At 71.6% G+C, this 18,478-nt stretch carries 20 protein-coding genes and 1 pseudogene; 14 read left to right on the forward strand and 7 right to left on the reverse strand.

Annotated features, from left to right (window positions below):
• Positions 1–286 precede the first annotated feature (286 nt).
• The 3 genes from AB0I83_RS19665 (at position 287) to AB0I83_RS19675 (ending at position 2,889) form a co-directional block, all read left to right on the forward strand.
• Positions 287–1,117 (forward strand): DeoR/GlpR family DNA-binding transcription regulator, encoded by an 831-nt coding sequence (locus AB0I83_RS19665; RefSeq protein ID WP_363305499.1) that lies wholly within the window; start codon positions 287–289, stop codon positions 1,115–1,117.
• A 69-nt stretch (positions 1,118–1,186) separates the two neighbouring features.
• Entirely contained in the window at positions 1,187–1,621 is a 435-nt protein-coding gene (locus AB0I83_RS19670; protein ID WP_356535064.1) for an SRPBCC family protein, read from the forward strand.
• 134 nt (positions 1,622–1,755) lie between these two features.
• Positions 1,756–2,889, forward strand: a complete 1,134-nt coding sequence (locus AB0I83_RS19675; protein WP_363305500.1) for a PP2C family protein-serine/threonine phosphatase — start codon at positions 1,756–1,758, stop codon at positions 2,887–2,889.
• A 90-nt stretch (positions 2,890–2,979) separates the two neighbouring features.
• Here the strand turns inward: AB0I83_RS19675 and AB0I83_RS19680 are convergent, their stop codons facing one another.
• Positions 2,980–4,113: a PLP-dependent cysteine synthase family protein gene (locus tag AB0I83_RS19680; protein ID WP_363305501.1), complete on the reverse strand. Its 1,134-nt coding sequence runs from the start codon at positions 4,111–4,113 to the stop codon at positions 2,980–2,982.
• 227 nt (positions 4,114–4,340) lie between these two features.
• On the opposite strand from AB0I83_RS19680, the gene AB0I83_RS19685 reads away from it, so the two are divergent.
• Together AB0I83_RS19685 and AB0I83_RS19690 are read left to right on the forward strand one after the other, a co-directional pair.
• A complete protein-coding gene (locus tag AB0I83_RS19685) occupies positions 4,341–4,685 on the forward strand; it encodes a hypothetical protein (protein WP_363305502.1) in 345 nt (114 codons plus the stop codon).
• 336 nt (positions 4,686–5,021) lie between these two features.
• Positions 5,022–5,546 carry an ATP-binding protein gene (locus tag AB0I83_RS19690; protein WP_356535060.1) on the forward strand — a complete coding sequence of 175 codons (525 nt, stop codon included), beginning with the start codon at positions 5,022–5,024 and terminating at the stop codon, positions 5,544–5,546.
• Between the two features lie 165 nt (positions 5,547–5,711).
• On the opposite strand, the gene AB0I83_RS19695 is transcribed toward AB0I83_RS19690, so the two are convergent.
• A complete protein-coding gene (locus AB0I83_RS19695; RefSeq protein WP_356841840.1) occupies positions 5,712–6,926 on the reverse strand; it encodes an ROK family protein in 1,215 nt (404 codons plus the stop codon).
• Between the two features lie 122 nt (positions 6,927–7,048).
• Between AB0I83_RS19695 and AB0I83_RS19700 the strand changes: the two genes are divergently transcribed.
• The 5 genes from AB0I83_RS19700 to AB0I83_RS19720 all read left to right on the forward strand — a co-directional run bounded on the left by AB0I83_RS19700 (position 7,049) and on the right by AB0I83_RS19720 (position 10,689).
• The gene (locus tag AB0I83_RS19700) at positions 7,049–8,290 is read left to right on the forward strand and encodes an MFS transporter (protein WP_363305503.1); all 1,242 of its coding nucleotides are present in this window, start codon (positions 7,049–7,051) and stop codon (positions 8,288–8,290) included.
• A gap of 67 nt (positions 8,291–8,357) precedes the next feature.
• The gene (locus AB0I83_RS19705; protein ID WP_363305504.1) at positions 8,358–8,726 is read left to right on the forward strand and encodes a hypothetical protein; all 369 of its coding nucleotides are present in this window, start codon (positions 8,358–8,360) and stop codon (positions 8,724–8,726) included.
• 21 nt (positions 8,727–8,747) lie between these two features.
• Positions 8,748–9,491: a maleylpyruvate isomerase family mycothiol-dependent enzyme gene (locus tag AB0I83_RS19710; RefSeq protein ID WP_363305505.1), complete on the forward strand. Its 744-nt coding sequence runs from the start codon at positions 8,748–8,750 to the stop codon at positions 9,489–9,491.
• 227 nt (positions 9,492–9,718) lie between these two features.
• Entirely contained in the window at positions 9,719–10,015 is a 297-nt protein-coding gene (locus AB0I83_RS19715; RefSeq protein WP_363305506.1) for a DUF6332 family protein, read from the forward strand.
• 227 nt (positions 10,016–10,242) lie between these two features.
• A complete protein-coding gene (locus AB0I83_RS19720; protein WP_363305507.1) occupies positions 10,243–10,689 on the forward strand; it encodes a hypothetical protein in 447 nt (148 codons plus the stop codon).
• A gap of 458 nt (positions 10,690–11,147) precedes the next feature.
• Here AB0I83_RS19720 and AB0I83_RS19725 read toward each other — a convergent pair whose 3' ends face one another.
• Positions 11,148–11,576 (reverse strand): helix-turn-helix domain-containing protein, encoded by a 429-nt coding sequence (locus AB0I83_RS19725; protein ID WP_363305508.1) that lies wholly within the window; start codon positions 11,574–11,576, stop codon positions 11,148–11,150.
• A gap of 100 nt (positions 11,577–11,676) precedes the next feature.
• On the opposite strand from AB0I83_RS19725, the gene AB0I83_RS19730 reads away from it, so the two are divergent.
• The gene (locus AB0I83_RS19730) at positions 11,677–12,642 is read left to right on the forward strand and encodes an alpha/beta hydrolase (RefSeq protein WP_363305509.1); all 966 of its coding nucleotides are present in this window, start codon (positions 11,677–11,679) and stop codon (positions 12,640–12,642) included.
• On the opposite strand, the pseudogene AB0I83_RS19735 reads toward AB0I83_RS19730, so the two are convergent.
• Both AB0I83_RS19735 and AB0I83_RS19740 read right to left on the reverse strand, forming a co-directional pair.
• Positions 12,569–12,755 (reverse strand): annotated as a pseudogene (locus AB0I83_RS19735) (hypothetical protein); the annotation flags it as partial. The gene AB0I83_RS19730 and the pseudogene AB0I83_RS19735 sit on opposite strands and share 74 nt — an antisense overlap.
• Positions 12,756–12,876: 121 nt before the next feature.
• Positions 12,877–13,608 carry a TetR/AcrR family transcriptional regulator gene (locus AB0I83_RS19740; RefSeq protein WP_363305510.1) on the reverse strand — a complete coding sequence of 244 codons (732 nt, stop codon included), beginning with the start codon at positions 13,606–13,608 and terminating at the stop codon, positions 12,877–12,879.
• Positions 13,609–13,734: 126 nt separating this feature from the next.
• Between AB0I83_RS19740 and AB0I83_RS19745 the strand changes: the two genes are divergently transcribed.
• On the forward strand, positions 13,735–14,190 hold the full coding sequence (locus AB0I83_RS19745; RefSeq protein WP_363305511.1) for a nitroreductase/quinone reductase family protein: 456 nt from the start codon (positions 13,735–13,737) through the stop codon (positions 14,188–14,190).
• On the opposite strand, the gene AB0I83_RS19750 is transcribed toward AB0I83_RS19745, so the two are convergent.
• Positions 14,174–15,439 (reverse strand): geranylgeranyl reductase family protein, encoded by a 1,266-nt coding sequence (locus AB0I83_RS19750; protein WP_363305512.1) that lies wholly within the window; start codon positions 15,437–15,439, stop codon positions 14,174–14,176. The genes AB0I83_RS19745 and AB0I83_RS19750 overlap by 17 nt on opposite strands.
• Before the next feature lie 195 nt (positions 15,440–15,634).
• Here AB0I83_RS19750 and AB0I83_RS19755 point away from each other — a divergent pair, with 195 nt between their 5' ends.
• Positions 15,635–16,999 (forward strand): dipeptidase, encoded by a 1,365-nt coding sequence (locus AB0I83_RS19755; RefSeq protein WP_363305513.1) that lies wholly within the window; start codon positions 15,635–15,637, stop codon positions 16,997–16,999.
• A gap of 55 nt (positions 17,000–17,054) precedes the next feature.
• Here AB0I83_RS19755 and AB0I83_RS19760 read toward each other — a convergent pair whose 3' ends face one another.
• A complete protein-coding gene (locus AB0I83_RS19760; RefSeq protein ID WP_363305514.1) occupies positions 17,055–18,095 on the reverse strand; it encodes an NUDIX hydrolase in 1,041 nt (346 codons plus the stop codon).
• Between the two features lie 195 nt (positions 18,096–18,290).
• Between AB0I83_RS19760 and AB0I83_RS19765 the strand changes: the two genes are divergently transcribed.
• Complete coding sequence (locus AB0I83_RS19765; RefSeq protein WP_363305515.1) at positions 18,291–18,476, forward strand: hypothetical protein; 186 nt, start codon at positions 18,291–18,293, stop codon at positions 18,474–18,476.
• Positions 18,477–18,478: the final 2 nt, after the last annotated feature.

The raw sequence follows: 18,478 nt of genomic DNA on the forward strand, positions 1-18,478 counted from the left end.
CCGCTCTGCGCGGCCTCGGGTGCTGTGGGCAATTTCGGGACTCGCTCTCCGGGCCGGACGGCCCCTGCGGACGGGAAGGGGGTGGACGGGCCGCCGGGGGTCCGGGCCGGCACACGGCTGATACCCAGTCACCACCATCCCGGACCATCCCGGGCGTGCGGTCTCCACGGCACCGCTCTCACCGAATCTCCCCAGTGCGCCGACGGGCGGGCGTGCGTGGCAGGATGAGAGCGTCCCGCAGGCCGCTGCCGGACCGTGCGGACAGAGGGAAGGACCGGGCCCGGCGTTGAGCGAGAACCAGAACCTGCTCGCGGAGCAGCGGCGTGCGCTCATCCTCGACGACGTGCGCAAGCGCGGCGGGGTGCGGGTCAACGAGCTGACCCGCAAGTTGAGCGTCTCCGACATGACCATCCGCAGGGACCTGGACGCGCTGGCGCGTCAGGGGGTCGTCGAGAAGGTGCACGGCGGAGCCGTGCCGGTCGTCGAGGCCAGCACGCACGAGCCCGGGTTCGAGGCGAAGTCGACCCTGGAGCTCAGCGCCAAGGAGGACATCGCGCGTGCGGCCGCGGCGATGGCCGTGCCCGGCAGCGCGATCGCACTCTCCGGCGGGACGACCACGTTCGCGCTGGCCGGGCACCTCGTGGACGTACCGGGGCTGACCGTGGTGACCAACTCGGTCCGGGTCGCCGACGTGTTCCACAGCGCGCAGCGGCCGACGGCGGCGGGGGGCGCCCGGGCCGGTGCGGCCACGGTGGTGCTGACCGGCGGGATCCGTACGCCGTCGGACTCGCTCGTGGGACCGGTCGCGGACCGTGCGATCGGCTCCCTCCACTTCGATGTCCTCTTTCTCGGGGTGCACGGGATCTCGGTGGAGGCCGGGCTCTCGACGCCGAACCTCGCGGAGGCCGAGACGAACCGGCGTTTCGTGCAGGCTGCCCGGCGGGTCGTCGTCGTGGCCGACCACACCAAGTGGGGCACGGTGGGGCTGAGTTCGTTCGCGGCGCTCGACGAGGTGGACACCTTCGTGACGGACGCGGGCCTGCCCGACGGCGCCCGGCGGGAGATCGAGGACCATCTGCCGGGCCTGGTGGTGGCGGGCGGATCGTCGCACGAGTAGAGCCGACGGGACGGGTTCCGGCCCTTCCGCTCCCGGGCTTCCGGGCGCCGGACGTCCTAGGATCGGTCTGTGGCCGTATTCCGTATCGAGCGCTTCTCCCCACTCCCCGCTGCCGAGGCGTGGCGGCGGGTGACGGACTGGGAGCGCCACGGCGACACCGTTCCGTTCACCTCGGTCACCGTGCGGGCGGGACCGCCCACCGGCGCCGGAACGGTCTTCGTGGCCCGCACCGGCCTGGGTCCGCTGGGGTTCGACGATCCGATGGAAGTGGTCAGGTGGGCCCCGCCCGCCTCCGGCAGGGCGGGGCTGTGCCTGCTGGAGAAGCGGGGTTCCCTGGTTCGCGGCCGGGCTTCGATCGACGTGCGTCCGACGGGCTCGGGCTCGCACGTGATCTGGGTCGAGGAGCTGCGGGTCAGGCTGCTGCCGGGCTGGGCCGACCCGGTGCTGGCGGGAGCGGGCCGGCGGGTGTTCGGCCGGGTGCTCGACGTACTGCTCGACGACTGAGGGCCCTGCCCGCGCATCCGGCGGCGGCGTGGGTGCGGCCCCGGGCGGCGACGGCCCGGGTGTCGCGGGCGCGGCGCGCCCCGGACGCCCTTCCATGAGGGGCGACGACGCGGCCGGTGAGGTATCCCGGACTCATGGGCATCCGGCAATGGACGGACGGGCTGCGGGACGGCACCCGGCCGGCGAGCGCACTCGTCGCGGTGCCGGTCGCCCTGATCGCCGTCGTGACCGTCGTCGGCATCAACGTTCCGCCCGACGTACATCTCGGACCGTTCCTCGCGGCGGCACCGGCGCTCACCGCGTCGTTCGCCGGTCCGCGCCTGACCGCGTCCGTCGGCCTGCTGGCGGTGCTGGCCCAGGTGATCGTGGCCGTGAACCGCTCCGGTCTCACGGATCCCAATCACATGTTCCAGATCGGCGCCCTGGTGCTGATCTCGGTGATCGTCACGATCTTCGCCGGCCTGCGGGAGCGCAACGCCGCCGAGATGGTCCAGTTGCGGACCGTGGCCGAGGCCGCTCAGCGGAGCGTGCTCCGGCCGCTGCCCGTACGCAGCGGCCCGCTGCGCCTGGCCTCCGTCTACCTGGCGGCCGAGGCCGGGGCGCAGGTCGGCGGCGATCTCTACGCGGCGGCGCGCACTGCGCGGGGAACCCGCCTGATCATCGGGGACGTCCGCGGCAAGGGCCTGGACGCGGTCAGCGGCGCCGCGGGGGTGCTGGGCGCCTTCCGTGCGCTGGCCCGCCAGGAGGAGCACCTGCCCGATCTGGCCGCGCGGCTCGAGACCAGCGTGGCGGCCCACCGGATCGACTCGCTGAACGAGAACGACGACTGGAGCACCGCCCAGAGGATCGCCGAGGACTTCGTCACCGCGGCGGTGCTGGACATCCCCGATGCGGCTCACGAGCTGCGTCTGGTCAGCTGCGGGCATCCCCCGCCCCTGTTGCTGCGGGAGGGCCGGGCGCACGTGCTGGGCGCGGCGGAACCGGGCCCACCGCTCGGCGTCGGCACCCTGGCGGGGGCCCGCCCCACGGAGGACGTGTTCGCCTTCCGCCCCGGCGACACGCTTCTGCTGTACACCGACGGGGTCACCGAGGCGCGGGACCTCTCGGGGTGCTTCTACCCGCTGGCCGAGCGGGCCGCCTCGTGGCAGGGCATGGAACCCGGGCAGCTGCTGGAGCTGGTGTGCGCCGATCTGCTGCGGTACGCGGGTGGCCGTCTGGGCGACGACGCGGCCGTGGTCGCGGTCGAACGGCTTCCGGACGCCGGATGAACCGGACCGGCAAGGGGGCAGGCCCGGTCGCGGGAGCGGCTCGCGTCGTCGGGAGTCCACGGCGCGGAGGTTTCCGGGCCGCCGGACGGCTCAGGCCGGCCAGGTGCCCGTGGCCAGGAAGCGGTCGATCGTCTCCGTGTACGGCCTGATGTCCATGCCCTGCACACCCAGCCATTCGTCGGAGTAGTACTTGTCGAGGTAGCGGTCGCCCGGGTCGCAGAACAGCGTGACGACGCTGCCGGTATCTCCCCGTGCGACCATCTCGGCCACCAGCCGGAAGGCGCTCCACAGCCCGGTGCCCGTCGAGCCGCCGGCCTTGCGGCCGATGGCGCGCTCCAGCACCCGGACGGCGGCGACACTGGCCGCGTCGGGCACCTTCATCATCCGGTCGATGGCTCCGGGCACGAAGCTCGGTTCCATCCGGGGCCGGCCGATGCCTTCGATCCGCGAACCGCGGTCGCTCGCCGCCAGCGGATCGTGCCGGGTCCAGCCGTCGAAGAAGCAGGAGTTCTCCGGGTCGGGCACACAGATCCGGGTGTCGTGCTGCATGTAGCGGACGTAGCGCCCGATGGTCGCGGAGGTGCCGCCGGTGCCCGCGGTGGCGACGATCCAGGCGGGCTCCGGATAGCGCTCCAGCCGCAGTTGCTGGTAGATGGACTCGGCGATGTTGTTGTTTCCCCGCCAGTCGGTGGCACGCTCGGCGTAGGTGAACTGGTCCATGTAGTGTCCGCCGGTCTCGGCCGCCAGGGCCGCGGACTCCTCGTACAGCCGGCGGGCGTCGTCGACGAAGTGGCACTGCCCGCCGTGGAATTCGATCAGGCGGCACTTCTCGGGACTGGTGGTCCGGGGCATCACCGCGACGAACGGCACACCGATCAGCTTGGCGAAGTACGCCTCCGAGACGGCCGTCGAGCCGCTGGACGCCTCGATGACCGGTTTGCCCCGGCGGATCCAGCCGTTGCAGAGACCGTAGAGGAAGAGCGAGCGGGCCAGCCGGTGCTTGAGGCTGCCCGTGGGGTGCGTCGACTCGTCCTTGAGATAGAGGTCGATGCCCCAGTGCTCCGGCAGCGGGTAGCGCAGGAGATGGGTGTCCGCCGAACGGTTGGCGTCCGCCTGCACCTTGCGTACGGCTTCCTTGAGCCAGGCGCGGTAGTCGGGGTCGCTTCGGTCGACGTCCACGGTGGCCATGACTCCGTCGTCAGGTCTCTGCTCACTGGTGCCCATCGGCGATCCCCTTCGAGTGAACTGCGGTACTCCCGGGTTCCCACGATATTCCCCCCACCTGCACAAACGTTTACTTTGACTGCCCATAGCCCTCCCTTGGCCCACCCGTCCCGCAGTGGCACCGCCCGCCCCCTGGTCCTGCCCGCGATCGGTGCCGCCGCGGTCTGGTGCGCGGGCCCGTGGCCGTGCAGACTTGCAGAAGCCGGTACAAGGGGGGCTAAGTCGTCATGGCCGAAACGGAGTTCAGCGCGACGGAGTTCGGCACCGCCGAGTTCGTCGCGAACGATGTCAGGATCCAGCGGTGGGCACGGTCGCTCACCCGCGCGGGGCAAGTGATCGTCAAGGACGGCCGGCTGGCGCTGCTCACCAGCAACGGCCGGGAGATCGACAGCGCTCCGGTGTCGGCGGTGAGTGCGGGGAAGGCCTGGTTCCAGTCCGCCGACTCCACGATCGCGCGCATCAACGGTGTGCGCTACAGGCTGACGATGGGGCAGCGCAACCGGCGGCCCGGCGGGGCTCTGCCGGTGCGCAGGTTCCTGGAGGTACTGCGGGGCGCGGGGCGGCGGCCCTGACGCCGCGGACCGGTCGGGAACCGTGCACGGGGGCCGCTCACGGGCGCTCGGGGGCTGCCGGTCGAGCGGCCGGACGTGACGTCGCGGACCGGCCCGGACGCCACGGACCACGGACGTCGCACTGACGCTGCGGTCCGGCACGGGCACCGCGAGTTGCGCAGCCCAACCCCCTGAGTCACGCTGGTCACACGTCACTGATGGTGCACCGGCGGTGACAGTGAAAGCCGCACCGCCGGCGGCCGCAGGGCGGACCACGCACGACCAGAAACAGCAGCGAGCGATCTGCTGGATCCGTTCCTTCGTCTTCTTCCGGACCAATTTCGGGGAGTCGCAGCCGTGATCAGCGAGCCAAGCAGGCACTGCGCGGTGGAGCTCCAGGCCCTGCCGTCGCGGATCGGTCAGGTCCGCAGAATCATCTCGGCGCAACTGCGCTACTGGCATCTCGATCCTCTGATCGACCATGCCGCGCTGGGCGTCACCGAACTGCTGACCAACGTCCACCGGCATGCACAGCCGGACAAATCGTGCACCGTCGAGATCGAGCTGCTGCTCGACCGGCTGACGGTCTCCGTCCACGACCACGACCCCCGGCTGCCGACCGTGTGCGACGCCGATTCGTCCGCGACCTCCGGGCGCGGGCTGGCAATGATCGCCGCGGTCAGCGAGAGCTGGGGCATACGACCGAGCGACGACGCGGGGAAGGTCATCTGGTTCACCCTTCCCGCACCGTCCTTCACCACCGCTCTGCCCACTCTCCCGGTGTACGGGTCGACGACCGACGGCCCCTTCACCTCGGACCTCGTGGGGTTCATGGAGCCGACCGCGGTACGCAAGCGGGCCCGGCCGACCGTGGTCGGCTGACGAGGGCCGACGACGCGCCTTCGCGGGCACCCGGCGGAGCGCAGCCCTCGATCGCGTACCGGAGCGCGCCGGTCCCTGACCGGCGCGCTCCCCCGCGTCGTACCGGACGTACCGGCGCGGGGGACCGCCTCGCACGCGGGATGCCCATGCGTGGCGGGCGTCCTCTCAGGCCAGTGCGGCCAGCGGGTCGTCGAGTACGGGCTGCCAGGCCATCTCCGCCGCGCCCACGAGGCTGTTGTGGTCGAGGGTGCAGGCGAGGATCGGCACGCTGCCACTGCGGCCCCAGAGGCTTCGGTCGGCGACCACGGCCCTGAGCCTCTCCGGGTCCGCCTCCAGGAGGTCGCGGTGCAGGCCTCCCAGGATGATCCGGTCCGGGTTGAGGATGTTGACCAGACCGGCGAGGCCGAGGCCCAGCCGGTCGATCAGCTCCTCGGAGGCGGCCCGCACGTCCGGGTCGCCGTACTCCGTACGCAGCAGGTCGCCGGACTGCTTGAGCAGGGACTCCTCGGGGCCCGGTTCCCGGCGCGCGGCGGTGAGGAAGGCGAGCGGGTCCGTCTCGACGTCCAGGCAGCCGCGTCCGCCGCAGTGGCAGGGGCGCCCCTCCGGGTTCACCGTGAGGTGCCCCACCTCCAGGGCGAGTCCCGAACTCCCGCTGTGCAGACGGCCGTCCAGGACGAGGGCGCCGCCCACACCCCGGTGGCCGGTGGCGACGCAGAGCAGGTGCTGCGCACCGCGCCCCGCACCGTGCCGGTGCTCGGCGAGGGCGGCCAGGTTGACGTCGTTCCCGGTGAACGCGGGCCCGGTGATCCCGGCGGCACGTACGCGGGCGGAGAAGATCTCCCGGACAGGCGCCCCGGCCGGCCACGCCAGGTGCAGCGGGTTCAGCGCCGTGCCCTCGGGTTCGGCCACGGCGGAGGGGACGGCGAGCCCGGCGCCGACACAGCGCAGTCCGCTCTCGCGCAGGAGTCGGGCACCGGCCTCGACGACCTCGCCGAGGACCTGGGCGGGGTCGGCCATGACCGCGACGCAGCCGGGCGCCGTGGCCACGATCCTGCCCCCCAGACCGACGAGCGCCGCACGGAAGCCGTCGGAGTGCACCTGCGCGGCGAGGGCCACCGGACCGCTGTCCAGGACGGAGAGACGGTGCGAGGGGCGGCCCTGCGAACCGGCCGCGGAACCCGGGCTCGAGTCGACCTTGATCAGCCCGAGCGCCTCCAGCTCCGCCGCCACCGCGCCCGCTGTGGCACGGGTGACGCCGAGTTCGGAGGTCAGCACGGCGCGGGTGGGGGCGCGCCCCGTGTGGACGAGCTCCAGGGCGGGCCCGAGCGCGCTGCGGCCCCTCTCCAACTTCGTCCGCGTGGTGGTCGACTTGCCGTTCATGGGGGCGAGTCTCCCATGGCGCCGGAGAGGATTCCGACGCTCCGGCAACCGGTGCCGTTCACCACCCGGCCACCGGGACGACCGCCTTGCGTACGCGTTCGGGGGAGCCCTATGCTCCCTTTGTGCCGCAACTGAACAAACTGCGGACGGCCCTGCCGGGGCGCACCGGCGGAGACACCGCCCTGCCCTCCTTCGCCCGCCTCCGTACCGCGCTGACCGTGTTCTTCGCCCTCGACGGCTTCCTGTTCGCGGGATGGGTGGTCCGCATCCCTGCCATCAAGCACCGGACCGGTGCGACGGCCTCGACCCTCGGCCTGGCGCTGCTCGGCGTATCGGCGGGTGCGGTGATCACCATGATGCTCACCGGCGCCCTCTGCCGACGCTACGGGAGCCACGCCGTCACGGTGGTCTGCGGCGTACTGCTGTCACTGGGCATCGCCCTTCCCGCACAGGCGGGTTCGGCCCTCACCCTGGGCCTGGTCCTGCTGGTCTTCGGCGCGGCGTACGGCGGGATGAACGTGGCGATGAACAGTGCGGCGGTCGATCTCGTCACCGCGATGCGCCGCCCGGTGATGCCGGGATTCCACGCCGCGTTCAGCTTCGGGGGTATGGCGGGCGCGGGGCTCGGCGGCCTGGTCGCGGGCAGCCTTTCGCCCGCGACGCACCTCCTCGCCCTCACCGGCATCGGACTCCTGGTCACCGCCGTCACCGGCCCGTTGCTGCTGGCCGGCCGGGCGGACGCCGCGCAGGCCGCGCGGCGACGGACGGCGGACACGGGCGAGCAGCCGCGGCGGATGAGCGCGCGCACCCGCCGCGTCGTCGCCCTCTTCGGTGTCATCGCCCTGTGCACCGCGTACGGCGAGGGCGCCCTCGCGGAGTGGGGCGCCCTGCACCTCAGCCAGGACCTGTTGGCGAATCCCGGACTCGCCGCCGCCGGTTACTCGCTGTTCGCCCTCACGATGGCCATCGGCAGGCTCAGCGGTACGGCGCTCCTCCAACGGTTCGGACAGACCCGCACCCTGGTGGCCGGTGGGCTGACGGCCGCTGCCGGGATGCTGCTCGGAGCACTCGCCCCGACCGTCTGGCTCGCGCTGCTCGGCTTCGCCGTGACGGGCCTGGGCCTGGCGAACATCTTCCCCGTGGCGGTCGGCCGGGCGGGAGCGCTCGCCGGGCCGAGCGGAGTGGCCGCCGCGTCCACGCTCGGTTACGGCGGGATGCTCCTGGGACCGCCGGTGATCGGCTTCCTCGCCGACTGGGTGTCGCTTCCGGCAGCTCTCACGACGGTGGCGCTCCTCGCGGCGACGGCCGCGGTACTGGGCTTCGCGGCACGCGGTGCGGCTGGAACACCTGAGCGGTTTGAGTAGTCGTACTCAGGCACGAACGACTTCCCGGGCGCACGATGGAGGAACCACCTATCCAGGGGAGCGGAACATGGGCAACCGAGTGATCGGCAAGCGGCAGCTCGGCACACTTGCACAGCTGACCTTCGGCAACGCGGCTTCGCGGATCTATCTGGGCCTCGTTCTCGCGGTCGCGGTGTTCGTCGCCGTGGACACGTTGTTCGTGGCCCACGAGGACGCCTCGTTCGCCGGAGTCTGGCTGTTCTTCCTCGCCGCACCCACCGTGTTCCTCTTCCTCCTCGGCAGCTCGATGGCCGGGGCCGACGCGGCGGGCCCCGCCTGGTTCACGTATCTCGCACTGATCGTGTCCGTGCTCGTGCAGGCATGCGCGCTGGGCTGGTTCTCACGGCTGGTACGCGGCGTGGGCCGGGGGCGATCAGCGCACCCGCAGGGCGCCTGACGCTCTGGCAGAATCACGGGCGTGGAGATATCTGATCATCTGGCTTCCCTGTCCGCGGACGGCCGTGCGCTCGCCTCCGCCGCCGCCCAGGCAGGGCCGGACGCGGCCGTCCCGGCCTGCCCCGGCTGGCGGGTGCGCGATCTCCTCAGGCACACCGGCACGGTGCACCGCTGGGCGACCGCCTTCGTCGTCGAGGGGCACCGGGCGTACCACCCCGACGGCGGCGAGCCAGATCTGGACGGCGACGCGCTGCTCGACTGGTTCGGCGAGGGGCATGGTCTGCTCGTCGACGCGCTCGGATCGGCACCTGCCGACCTGGAGTGCTGGACCTTCCTTCCCGGGCCGTCCCCGCTCGCGTTCTGGGCGCGCCGGCAGGCGCATGAGACGGGGATCCACCGGGTGGACGCCGAGTCGGCGCGTGGCGGGCCGTTGACACCCGTGGCACCGGCGCTCGCGGTGGACGGCATCGACGAACTGCTGGCCGGCTTCCACGCCCGCGAAAAGAGCCGGGTACGGTCGGACACCCCGCGCACCCTGCTGGTCCACGCCGTGGACACGGGCGATCGGTGGACCGTGCACCTGTCCACCGAGCCGCCCCGCACCGTGCGCGGCGACGTACCGGCGGCGCCGGCCGACTGCACTCTGAGCGGAACCGCCGAGGCGCTCTACCTGACCCTGTGGAACCGTGCGCCGCTGTCGTCCGTGGACACGACGGGCGACCGCGAGGTCGCAGCGCTCTGGGCGGCGACCTCCGCGGTCGGCTGACGGCGGACGGCCCACGCCCCGGAGACCGCCGGCCGGACGGGAGCAGGCAGCGGTCTCGGCCCGGACCGAGGTGTCCGAGCTGTCGGGCCCCGGGCCGGGCACCGGCCACCGCCGTGACGGGCACGGGCGTGTCCGCATCGCGGAGGCGTGCACGCATCGGACGAGGCGGGCTCGCGCGACGGGCCCGGTTGCTTGTCGCCGGGCACCGCACCTGTGACACTCCGGCCATGGGGAGACGGACTCAGGCGGAGCGGGACGCGATGACCGTGGAGACCGGTTACGCGCTGGCGAGCGGAACCTTCGTGGCGCTGGCCACCTTCGTCGGCGTCGCTCTGCCCGCCCTGCTCCTCGAACTGCCGGACATGGGTGAACGGGTGCTGTTACGGACCGGAGCGGCCCTCGGCGCGCTCGTGTTCGCCGTGCGCATGGTGCATGTGCTCCGGCGGTTCACGCACGGAGCCGGCGAGCGGGATCTGCGGTCGGGACGGAAGAAGCCCGACTCGCATTCAGGAAAGGCGAGTTGATGCCGTGCGGTGACACCCGGGCCGACCATGGCGCGACTGGACGGCCACGGCGTGCGACCGCCCCGCCGGACGCTCGCACGCCACCGGACCGCCGGGCGCACTCCCCCCGCGCAGTGCCGCACGAGGGTTTCCGGGGTCAGGCTGCCGCGCCGCCGGTTCCCGTGCGCCTTCCGGCCAACGACGTTGTGCGCGATTGAGGTCGGGCGTCCGTAGCGGAGGATGGCCCCATGCATGCTCTTTTCGACCAACCCGAAGCCCGTCGGGTCTCGCGAGGCGAGTACCCCCTGTGGGACGAGGCTCTCGTGGTCCTCAACCAGGACTTGACCGTGACTCTTCCTGAGCAGGGACCTCTGCAACTGCTGGCCCAGCCTTCCTACGAGGCGGGCGAGCCGGAGTACGTCTACGTCGCCCTGGCCAACGGCGAGTGGCACGGCAGTCATCTGTACCCGAAGACAGCGGAAGACTCTGCTCATGCCTTGGCGATCGTCACCGAGGCCGCGCAGGAAACCGTCGCCGAGCGTCTGTGGCAGGCCTGGCCCCTGTGTGTAGAACACAACCTGGGCATGCACACGCACGACGTGGAGGGGTTGCTCTCATGGTGGTGCGCCGGGAGGCGGTCGGGGGGCGGACCAGGCCACATCTGTGCGGCCGTGGGCGCGCTCGACACCCTCTGAGCGCCGCGACGCGAAGAGAGCTGTCGGGTCGGACGTCGATGTGACGCAATACCGTGGTCGCACGGCCTTGTCCCATCCCGTCTTCACCGGTCTTCAGCCCCGTACTTCGACGAAAGCTACTCGGCGGTGGACGGCCTGGTCGCCGACCGCACCGACAAGAGGTGACCACCCACCCGACAACCCGCCAGGCCAACACGCCCCGACCTCAATCGCGCACAACGTCCGAAAGAGGGCACTGCGGACAGGTGCCCTCGACTGCGACTCAAGGATCTTGGAGCGCTCCGGGCAGAACCGGGAGACGCCGTAGTCGAGCATCATCTCCTCGTCGTCTTCAACCAGCTCCTTCGTCACCAGTCACTGCGCCGACGACGTCCCCTCCATCTCCTACGTGGTAGCAGGGCGGGGACGCCGGCTACATCGAGTACGAGCCACCGGTACTGGACGCGGAGCCGGTCCGCCTATCCGCCGTCGACCCCTTGGTCGTTGGCTTCGTTTTGGTCGTTGGCTTCGTTGGCGCGGTTGATCTCGGTCATGTGCTCCTCCGCCCAGGTCCGCAGCCCCGCAAGCGCGGTTTCCAGCGAAAGTCCGAGTCCGGTGAGTCGGTAGAAGACCCGCGGCGGCACGGTCGGTTCGACCCGGCGCGACACCAGCCCGTCACGAGTCAGGCTTCGCAGCGTCACGGACAGCATCTTCTGCGAGACACCGGGCATCCGCCGTCTCAGCTCCGCGAAGCGCACCTCGTCCGGCGCGGCATCGGCGAGCGTCTTGACGGCCATGGACGTCCACTTCGTACCGATGCGGTCCAGCAACTGCCGCGTCGGGCAACGGGGATCGAACAGATCGCCGCGTACCCGACGACCGGCGGCCGGGGCTCCTGGGGTGGTCACCTGTGGCTCACCACCTTCCCTCAAAGTGCCGTCTAGGAAGCGGCCGGACAGTTACCTATCGTTCTGTGGTCACCAATGGTAATCACTCGGAGGAGCCGTCATGCCCGCCACCACCGCACACCAACTCCGCCGCATCACGACGAACGGCGTCCAACTAAACGTCGCAATCGCCGGGGACGGACCTGCGGTTCTCCTGCTGCACGGCTTCCCGCACACCTGGCGACTCTGGAGCGGCATCATGGGCCGACTGGCCGAGCGGTACCGGGTCATCGCCCCGGACCTTCGAGGCCTTGGTGCCAGTGCACGTGCCGACGAGGGTTACGACGCAGGCACCCTCGCCGCCGACGCCGAAGGGCTGCTCGACGCACTCGGCGAGACCTCGGCAGCGGTGGTCGGTATCGACGCGGGCACCGCCCCCGCCGTCCTGCTCGCGCTGCGCCGGCCCGGCCTCGTCCGGCGCCTGGTCGTGATGGAGGCACTGCTCGGCCGCCTGCCCGGAGCAGAGCACGCCGTCGCGGGCGGTGCCCCGTGGTGGTTCGGCTTCCACGCCGTCCCCGGCCTCGCCGAGACCGTCCTGGCCGGCAACGAGGCCCCGTACATCGACTGGTTCCTCGACTCGGGGACGCTCGGGCGAGGAGTGCCCGACGACATCCGCGCAGCCTTCGTCCACGCGTACACCGGCGGTGAGGCCCTGCGCTGCGCGTTCTCCTACTACCGGGCCCTGCCCACCAGCGCGCAGCAGATCCAGGATGCCGTCGCGACAGCTCGGCTGACCATGCCCACCATGGCTGTCGGCTCCCACCCCGTCGGCACCGGGCTCGAACGCCAACTCCGTCCCATCGCCGACGACCTGGTCGGACACCATCTCCAGGACTGCGGCCACATCATCCCCCTCGACCGCCCCGAGGCGTTGTTCGCGCACCTCGCCCCATTCCTCTCCGCCGATCCGACGAAGTCGCGAAGTCGCGAAGTGACCGAGGCGGTGCGAAGGATCAAGGTCGGCGGTTCGGGCGTTCGTCCCGGCGGTGAATCGTCCAGGACCGCCGGACCAGGCTGCGCACGGTGACGGTGTCGGGCAACGGGCAACGGGCCGAGAATCTCAAGGCGGTCTAGGGTCGGGGCGAGCAGCGGAGAGTTCTGGCGGTTGGCGCCGACCAGGACACGCCCCGGCGGAATGCCGCATGACGGCAGCGCAGGCACAGGTCCCCGAATGGTCACAGAGCATCGCAACTCCATGATCGCTACGCCACGTGTCCGTTCCGCAACCGAGGTCCTCCACCGCGCCTGTCCCCCGCAACCTCTAAGGACTGTCCCGCAGCAGCCCCACCGAGCGCCCGAGTTCTCGCACCGCCTGCCGGAAGAAGGGCTCACGGGCCTCCACGACCCTGTTGAACTGCCCGAAGACCTCGAAGGAGATCAGCCCGAAGAGCTGGGCCCACGCCGCGACGAGGGCGGCCACCGCGGCGGGCGGCAGGTCGGGAGCCAGGTCCGCAGCCATACGCTCGGCCTCGGGGCGCAGGCCGGCGTCGGACGGCGGCACGGCGAGCCCCTCGGTTCCGTGGGCGTCGCGCATGACGTCGATGAGCAGGAGGCCGACCCGGGACGCGGGGCCGACCGTGTCCTGGGGAGCGGTGTAGCCGGGCACGGGCGAGCCGTAGATCAGCGCGTACTCGTGCGGGTGGGCGAGAGCCCAGTCCCGCACCGCGCAGGCGACAGCGGTCCATCGGTCCAGGTGGCCGGCGGACGGACCTCGGGGCGCGCCCCCGGCCACCCCCACGCCAGCCGTCCTGCCCGCGGCCTCAGCGGTCTCGCCCACCGCGTCGTAGGCATCGACGATCAGGGCCGTCAGCAGGTCGTCGCGGCTGGGGAAATAGCGGTAGAGCGCGGAGGAGACCATCCCGAGCTCACGGGCGACGGCGCGCAGGGAGAGCTTCGCGGCTCCCTCCGCGGCGAGCTGTCTCCTTGCCTCGTCCTTGATCGCCGCGGTGACTTCGGCCCGGGCACGTTCTCTGGCTCCTCGAATGGCGCTCATGGGTTCAGTCTGCCACGCGAACGGAGCACCGAACCAAAATGAGAGCAGTGCTCTTGCTTTGACGCAGCACACTCGTGCACACTGATCTCAAGCGAGAGCACCGCTCTCAAAACAGCAGGAGCCACCATGTCGCGACAGCCGTACTACCTCCAGGCAAACGCCTTCGCCCAGCGGTTGAACAACATCGTGGGCTGGCTCGCCCGCCACGGCGTCAGCCTTCTCGGCTCCGCGGAGATGTCGGTACGGGGCCGCAAGAGCGGCCGGATGCAGCGCATCCCCGTCAACCCCCACCACTTCGAAGGCGACCAGTACCTGGTCTCCGCCCGCGGCCACTCGCAGTGGGTGCGCAACATGCGAGTGGCCGGGGGCGGAGAGCTGAAGGTGGGTCGGAAGGTCCGCGTGTTCACCGCCGCGGAGATCACGGACGACGAACAGAAGGTGCGGATCGTCCGCGCCTACCTGAAGCGCTGGGGCTGGGAGGTCAACCAGTACTTCCAGGGCGTCACCGCGAAGTCGTCCGACGCCGAGCTCCTCGCCGCCAGCCCGGACCATCCGGTCTTCCGGATCACGGTCGAGGGCTGACCCGGTCCGTTCCCTGACGGTCCATCGCATGCAGCGCCCGCTGTGCCAGCGGATGCGAACGGACCAGTTCGGCCAGGGACGTCGTCCCACGGGTGATCCCGGCGAACGCGTTCCAGGCGGGGCGGAAGCCCGTCAGTACCGCGTGCAGGATACCGGGACGCCGCTCGAACAGCCGCAGCATGCGACGACCGACGCTCATCTCCACACCGAGCCCGGCCTTGATCGCGAACGCGTAGTTGAGTGCCTGCCGCCGGGCGTCGACCGCGTCGTGCGACTCCGCGATACGTACCGCCCATTCGCCGGCGAGCCGCCCGGACCGCAGGGCGAAGGAGATGCCCTCCCTGGTCCAGGGTTCCAGCAGCCCGGCCGCGTCGCCGCAGACCACCACCCGGCCGCGTGAGAGCGGCGAGTCGTCGCTCCGGCAGCGGGTCAGATGACCGGAGGAGATCGTCGGCTCGAACCCGGCGAGACCCAGCCGGCCGACGAAGTCCTCCAGATAGCGCTTGGTGCCCGCGCCGTCGCCGCGCGCCGAGATGACCCCGACGGTCAGGGTGTCGCCCTTGGGGAAGACCCAGCCGTAACTCCCGGGCATCGGACCCCAGTCGATGAGCACCCGGCCGGCCCAGTCCTCCGCGACCGTCCCGGGCACGGGGATCTCGGCCTCGAGACCGAGGTCCACCTGGTCGAGCTTCACCCCGACGTGCGCTCCTATGCGGCCCGCGCTGCCGTCCGCGCCGACGACGGCCCTGGCGAGCAGCGTCTCACCGCCGGCCAGCACCACGGCCACGGTGCGCCGGTCGGGGACCGCGGGGCCGTGCTGCTCCACCCGCGTCACGGTCGCGCCCGTACGGAGCTCGGCGCCGGCCTTCTGGGCCTCCTCCACCAGACCGGCGTCGAACTCGGGCCGGTTGATGAGCCCGAAGAGCATGCGCCTCGACCGGCGGGTGCGGGACAGCTTCCCGTTGAGCGAGAAGGTGACCGCGTGGATCCGGTCCTTCAGGGGGAGTTCGAACCCGGGCGGCAGCGAGTCCCGGGAGAACCCGATGATTCCGCCGCCGCATGTCTTGTACCTGGGGATGTCCGCCTTCTCCAGCAACAGCACCCGTCGGCCTGCGACGGCTGCCGCGTATGCCGCGGAAGCTCCGGCAGGACCGGCGCCGACCACGACGACGTCCCATACGGAGGACTCCTGCGGTACCGACGACGACTCTTCCGGCTCACGTCCGGCGTCTGCGTTCTCGCTGCTCACGATGTGCTTCTGCTCCCGATCCGACCAGTGACCCCAACTGCTCACGGCATCCTACGGCGCGGCGCGGCCGAGCTCCGCTGTGGGAGGATCAGCCGTGAATCCGTCGTACACGCGGCGTCGCACCCACGACGTCCCACACGGTCGCGCCGACACCGCGCCACAGTCCTGAACGTCGCACCCACGAGGAGCGTGCCCATGACCGCCAGTCCGATTTCCGAGACCGTTGCCTCGCTGATGCCCCGTGCCAGGGTGGAGCTGACCGAGTTGGTGGCCTTCCGGTCGGTGGCGGACCCGGCACAGTTCCCCAGGAGCGAGTGCGAGGCGGCGGCCGGCTGGATCGCCGACGTACTGCGCGACGAGGGCTTCCAGGACGTCGCCCTGCTCGACACCCCCGACGGAACCCAGTCGGTGTACGGCTACCTGCCCGGGCCGGCCGGCGCGCCCACGGTGCTGCTCTACGCGCACTACGACGTACAGCCGCCGCTGGACGAGTCCGCCTGGCTCTCCCCGCCGTTCGAGCTGACCGAACGGGACGGCCGCTGGTTCGGCCGGGGCGCCGCGGACTGCAAGGGCGGGTTCATCATGCACCTGCTCGCTCTGCGCGCCCTCCGGGCGGACGGCGGCGTCCCGGTCTCCGTCAAGGTGATCGTCGAGGGGTCGGAGGAGCAGGGCACGGGTGGCCTCGAACAGTACGCGCAGGCGCACCCGGAGCTGCTGGCCGCCGACACGATCGTCATCGGCGACACCGGCAACTTCCGGGTCGGCCTGCCCACCGTCACCGCCACGCTGCGCGGCATGACCATGCTCCGGGTCCGGCTGGACACACTCGCGGGGAACCTGCACTCCGGCCAGTTCGGCGGCGCGGCACCGGACGCGCTGGCCGCGATGATCCAGCTGCTCGCCTCCCTGCGGGCCGAGGACGGCACGACGACGGTCGACGGGCTCACCACGGACGAGCGGTGGGACGGACTGCAGTACCCGGAGGACGAGTTCCGCGACGACGCCAGGGTCCTCGACGGAGTGGAACTGATCGGCACGGGTACGGTCGCCGACCGGATCTGGGCGAGGCCCGCGGTGACGGTCGTCGGCATCGACTGCCCGCCGGTGGTCGGAGCCACCCCGTCCCTCCAGGCGAGTGCCAGGGCCCAGGTCAGCCTGCGGGTGCCGCCGGGCCAGGACGCCGGGGCGGCGACGAAGCTGCTGACCGCCCACCTCGAGTCGCACGCGCCCTGGGGCGCCCGGGTGACGGTGGAACAGGTCGGCCAGGGCCAGCCGTTCCGCGCGGACACCACCAGCCCGGCGTACACGTCGATGGCCGAGGCCATGCGGCTCGCCTACCCGGGTGAGGAGATGCAGGTGTCGGGCATGGGCGGCTCGATCCCGCTCTGCAACACCCTGGCCGGGCTGTATCCGCAGGCGGAGATCCTGCTGATCGGACTGAGCGAGCCCGAGGCCCAGATCCACGCGGTGAACGAGAGCGTGTCCCCCGAGGAGCTCGAGCGGCTCTCCGTCGCCGAGGCACTGTTCCTGCGCCGGTACGCCGAGTCCAAGGGGGCCTGACGGCAGTTCCCTCGCCCGGCGGGCAGCCGTCGGGCGAGGGGTGGCCCGCCGGGCGCTATCCGCCCACCGGCACGCCGGCTTCCAGGTTCAGCACGGTGGATCTCTCCCGGGCGCGCAGTGCCCGGCGGAGCCGCTCGAAGCGGGTCGGTGGCATCAGCAGCGCCGCCTCCTCCTCGGTGACGAACCGCCAGCCGCGGAGTTCGGAACCCGGGAGCAGCAGTCGCGCGGCCTCCTCCGCGGGCAGCAGGCCGCCGTCGAAGAGGAAGCGCAGCCCTCCGTACGCGGGCGGCTCGGGTGCCTCCCAGTCGACCACCAGGAGCCTGGGCACCTTCCGCAGGCTCAGTCCCAACTCCTCGGCCACCTCCCGCATGCCGGCCCGCGCCGGGGCCTCACCCGCTTCCACCACTCCGCCGGGGAACTCCCAGCCCGGCTTGTAGGTGGGGTCGACGAGGAGCACCCGGCCCCGCTCGTCGAAGAGCAGTACCCCGGAGGCGACGGTCTCGGCCCGTGGTTCGGGGGTCTGGACTATCCCGCACTCCCTGGCCTCACCGCTGCGCAGGGCCTCGGCGATCCGCTCGGCGGTCTCGGACGGGGTGAGGGCGCTGGTGTCTATCGTGTGGGCGTCGGCGCTGATCCAGCCGAGTGCCGCCCGGTAGGGCTCGATGTGCTCGTACGCCCACTGCCTGATCCGCTCGCTGTGGCCGGGGTCGTCGGCGAACTCCTCGCGCCCGGCGATCCGTTGACGCAGGATCGTTTCCTCAGGTGACAGCAGCACATGGCGCACCGGGATGCGCCGGGAGGCGAGCCCACCGAAGATCTCGTCGCGGTAGTCCTGCCTCAGCAGGGTCATCGGCACCACCAGCACCCCGGACAGCTCGGCGAGCAACGCAGCCGCCGTGTCGACGACCATGCGCCGCCAGATGGGCAGGTCCTGGAAGTCGGTCACCTCGGCGAGCCTCTTCTGGGGCAGCAGTTGCCGCAGTCCCCCGCCTGTCAGCCCGGGGTCGTAGAAGGTGCTGTTCGGGATCAGATCGATCAGTTGGCACGCGGCGCTGGTCTTGCCCGCACCGAACGCACCGTTGATCCAGACGATCACGGGTCCCCCTCTTCCGTAGCCCCCTGTGGCTTGCCCGCAACACCCGGCTGCGGAAACCCCGTCGGGGCGACGCGGTTGCTCCGGGGCGGCAGCCGGGAGCGTCCAACTGTACGAGTCCGGGCCCCTGAACGGCCCGTAACGGGCGACGCCGGACGTCGTTGGACGGTAGCCACAGGAACGACGAGGGGATACGCGGTGCGCCGTACGGTACTCGAGCAGTTTCCCGCGGGAGGGCCGCGGGGCAGCCGTCCGGCGGAGGAGTTCGCGGCGGCCCTCCGCGGCGAGGGGACGGCCGCGGAGGTCGTGATGGACCTGGAGCGGGACGCGTTCCTCGTGGTGGTGCCCCAGCAGACGACGGAAGGAGCCGGCCGGCCCCGTTGACC

The sequence above is a fragment of the Streptomyces sp. NPDC049970 genome, assembly GCF_040660235.1.
GTDB lineage: Bacteria > Actinomycetota > Actinomycetes > Streptomycetales > Streptomycetaceae > Streptomyces.

What these genes read in the sequence shown, in the direction of transcription:
- AB0I83_RS19675 (WP_363305500.1), top strand. Translation starts at nt 1,756, where the DNA reads ATGGGCATCCGGCAATGGACGGACGGGCTGCGGGACGGCACCCGGCCG.
- AB0I83_RS19680 (WP_363305501.1), bottom strand. Translation starts at nt 4,113, where the DNA reads ATGGGCACCAGTGAGCAGAGACCTGACGACGGAGTCATGGCCACCGTG.
- AB0I83_RS19685 (WP_363305502.1), top strand. Translation starts at nt 4,341, where the DNA reads ATGGCCGAAACGGAGTTCAGCGCGACGGAGTTCGGCACCGCCGAGTTC.
- AB0I83_RS19695 (WP_356841840.1), bottom strand. Translation starts at nt 6,926, where the DNA reads ATGAACGGCAAGTCGACCACCACGCGGACGAAGTTGGAGAGGGGCCGC.
- AB0I83_RS19705 (WP_363305504.1), top strand. Translation starts at nt 8,358, where the DNA reads ATGGGCAACCGAGTGATCGGCAAGCGGCAGCTCGGCACACTTGCACAG.
- AB0I83_RS19715 (WP_363305506.1), top strand. Translation starts at nt 9,719, where the DNA reads ATGGGGAGACGGACTCAGGCGGAGCGGGACGCGATGACCGTGGAGACC.
- AB0I83_RS19720 (WP_363305507.1), top strand. Translation starts at nt 10,243, where the DNA reads ATGCATGCTCTTTTCGACCAACCCGAAGCCCGTCGGGTCTCGCGAGGC.
- AB0I83_RS19730 (WP_363305509.1), top strand. Translation starts at nt 11,677, where the DNA reads ATGCCCGCCACCACCGCACACCAACTCCGCCGCATCACGACGAACGGC.
- AB0I83_RS19740 (WP_363305510.1), bottom strand. Translation starts at nt 13,608, where the DNA reads ATGAGCGCCATTCGAGGAGCCAGAGAACGTGCCCGGGCCGAAGTCACC.
- AB0I83_RS19745 (WP_363305511.1), top strand. Translation starts at nt 13,735, where the DNA reads ATGTCGCGACAGCCGTACTACCTCCAGGCAAACGCCTTCGCCCAGCGG.
- AB0I83_RS19755 (WP_363305513.1), top strand. Translation starts at nt 15,635, where the DNA reads ATGACCGCCAGTCCGATTTCCGAGACCGTTGCCTCGCTGATGCCCCGT.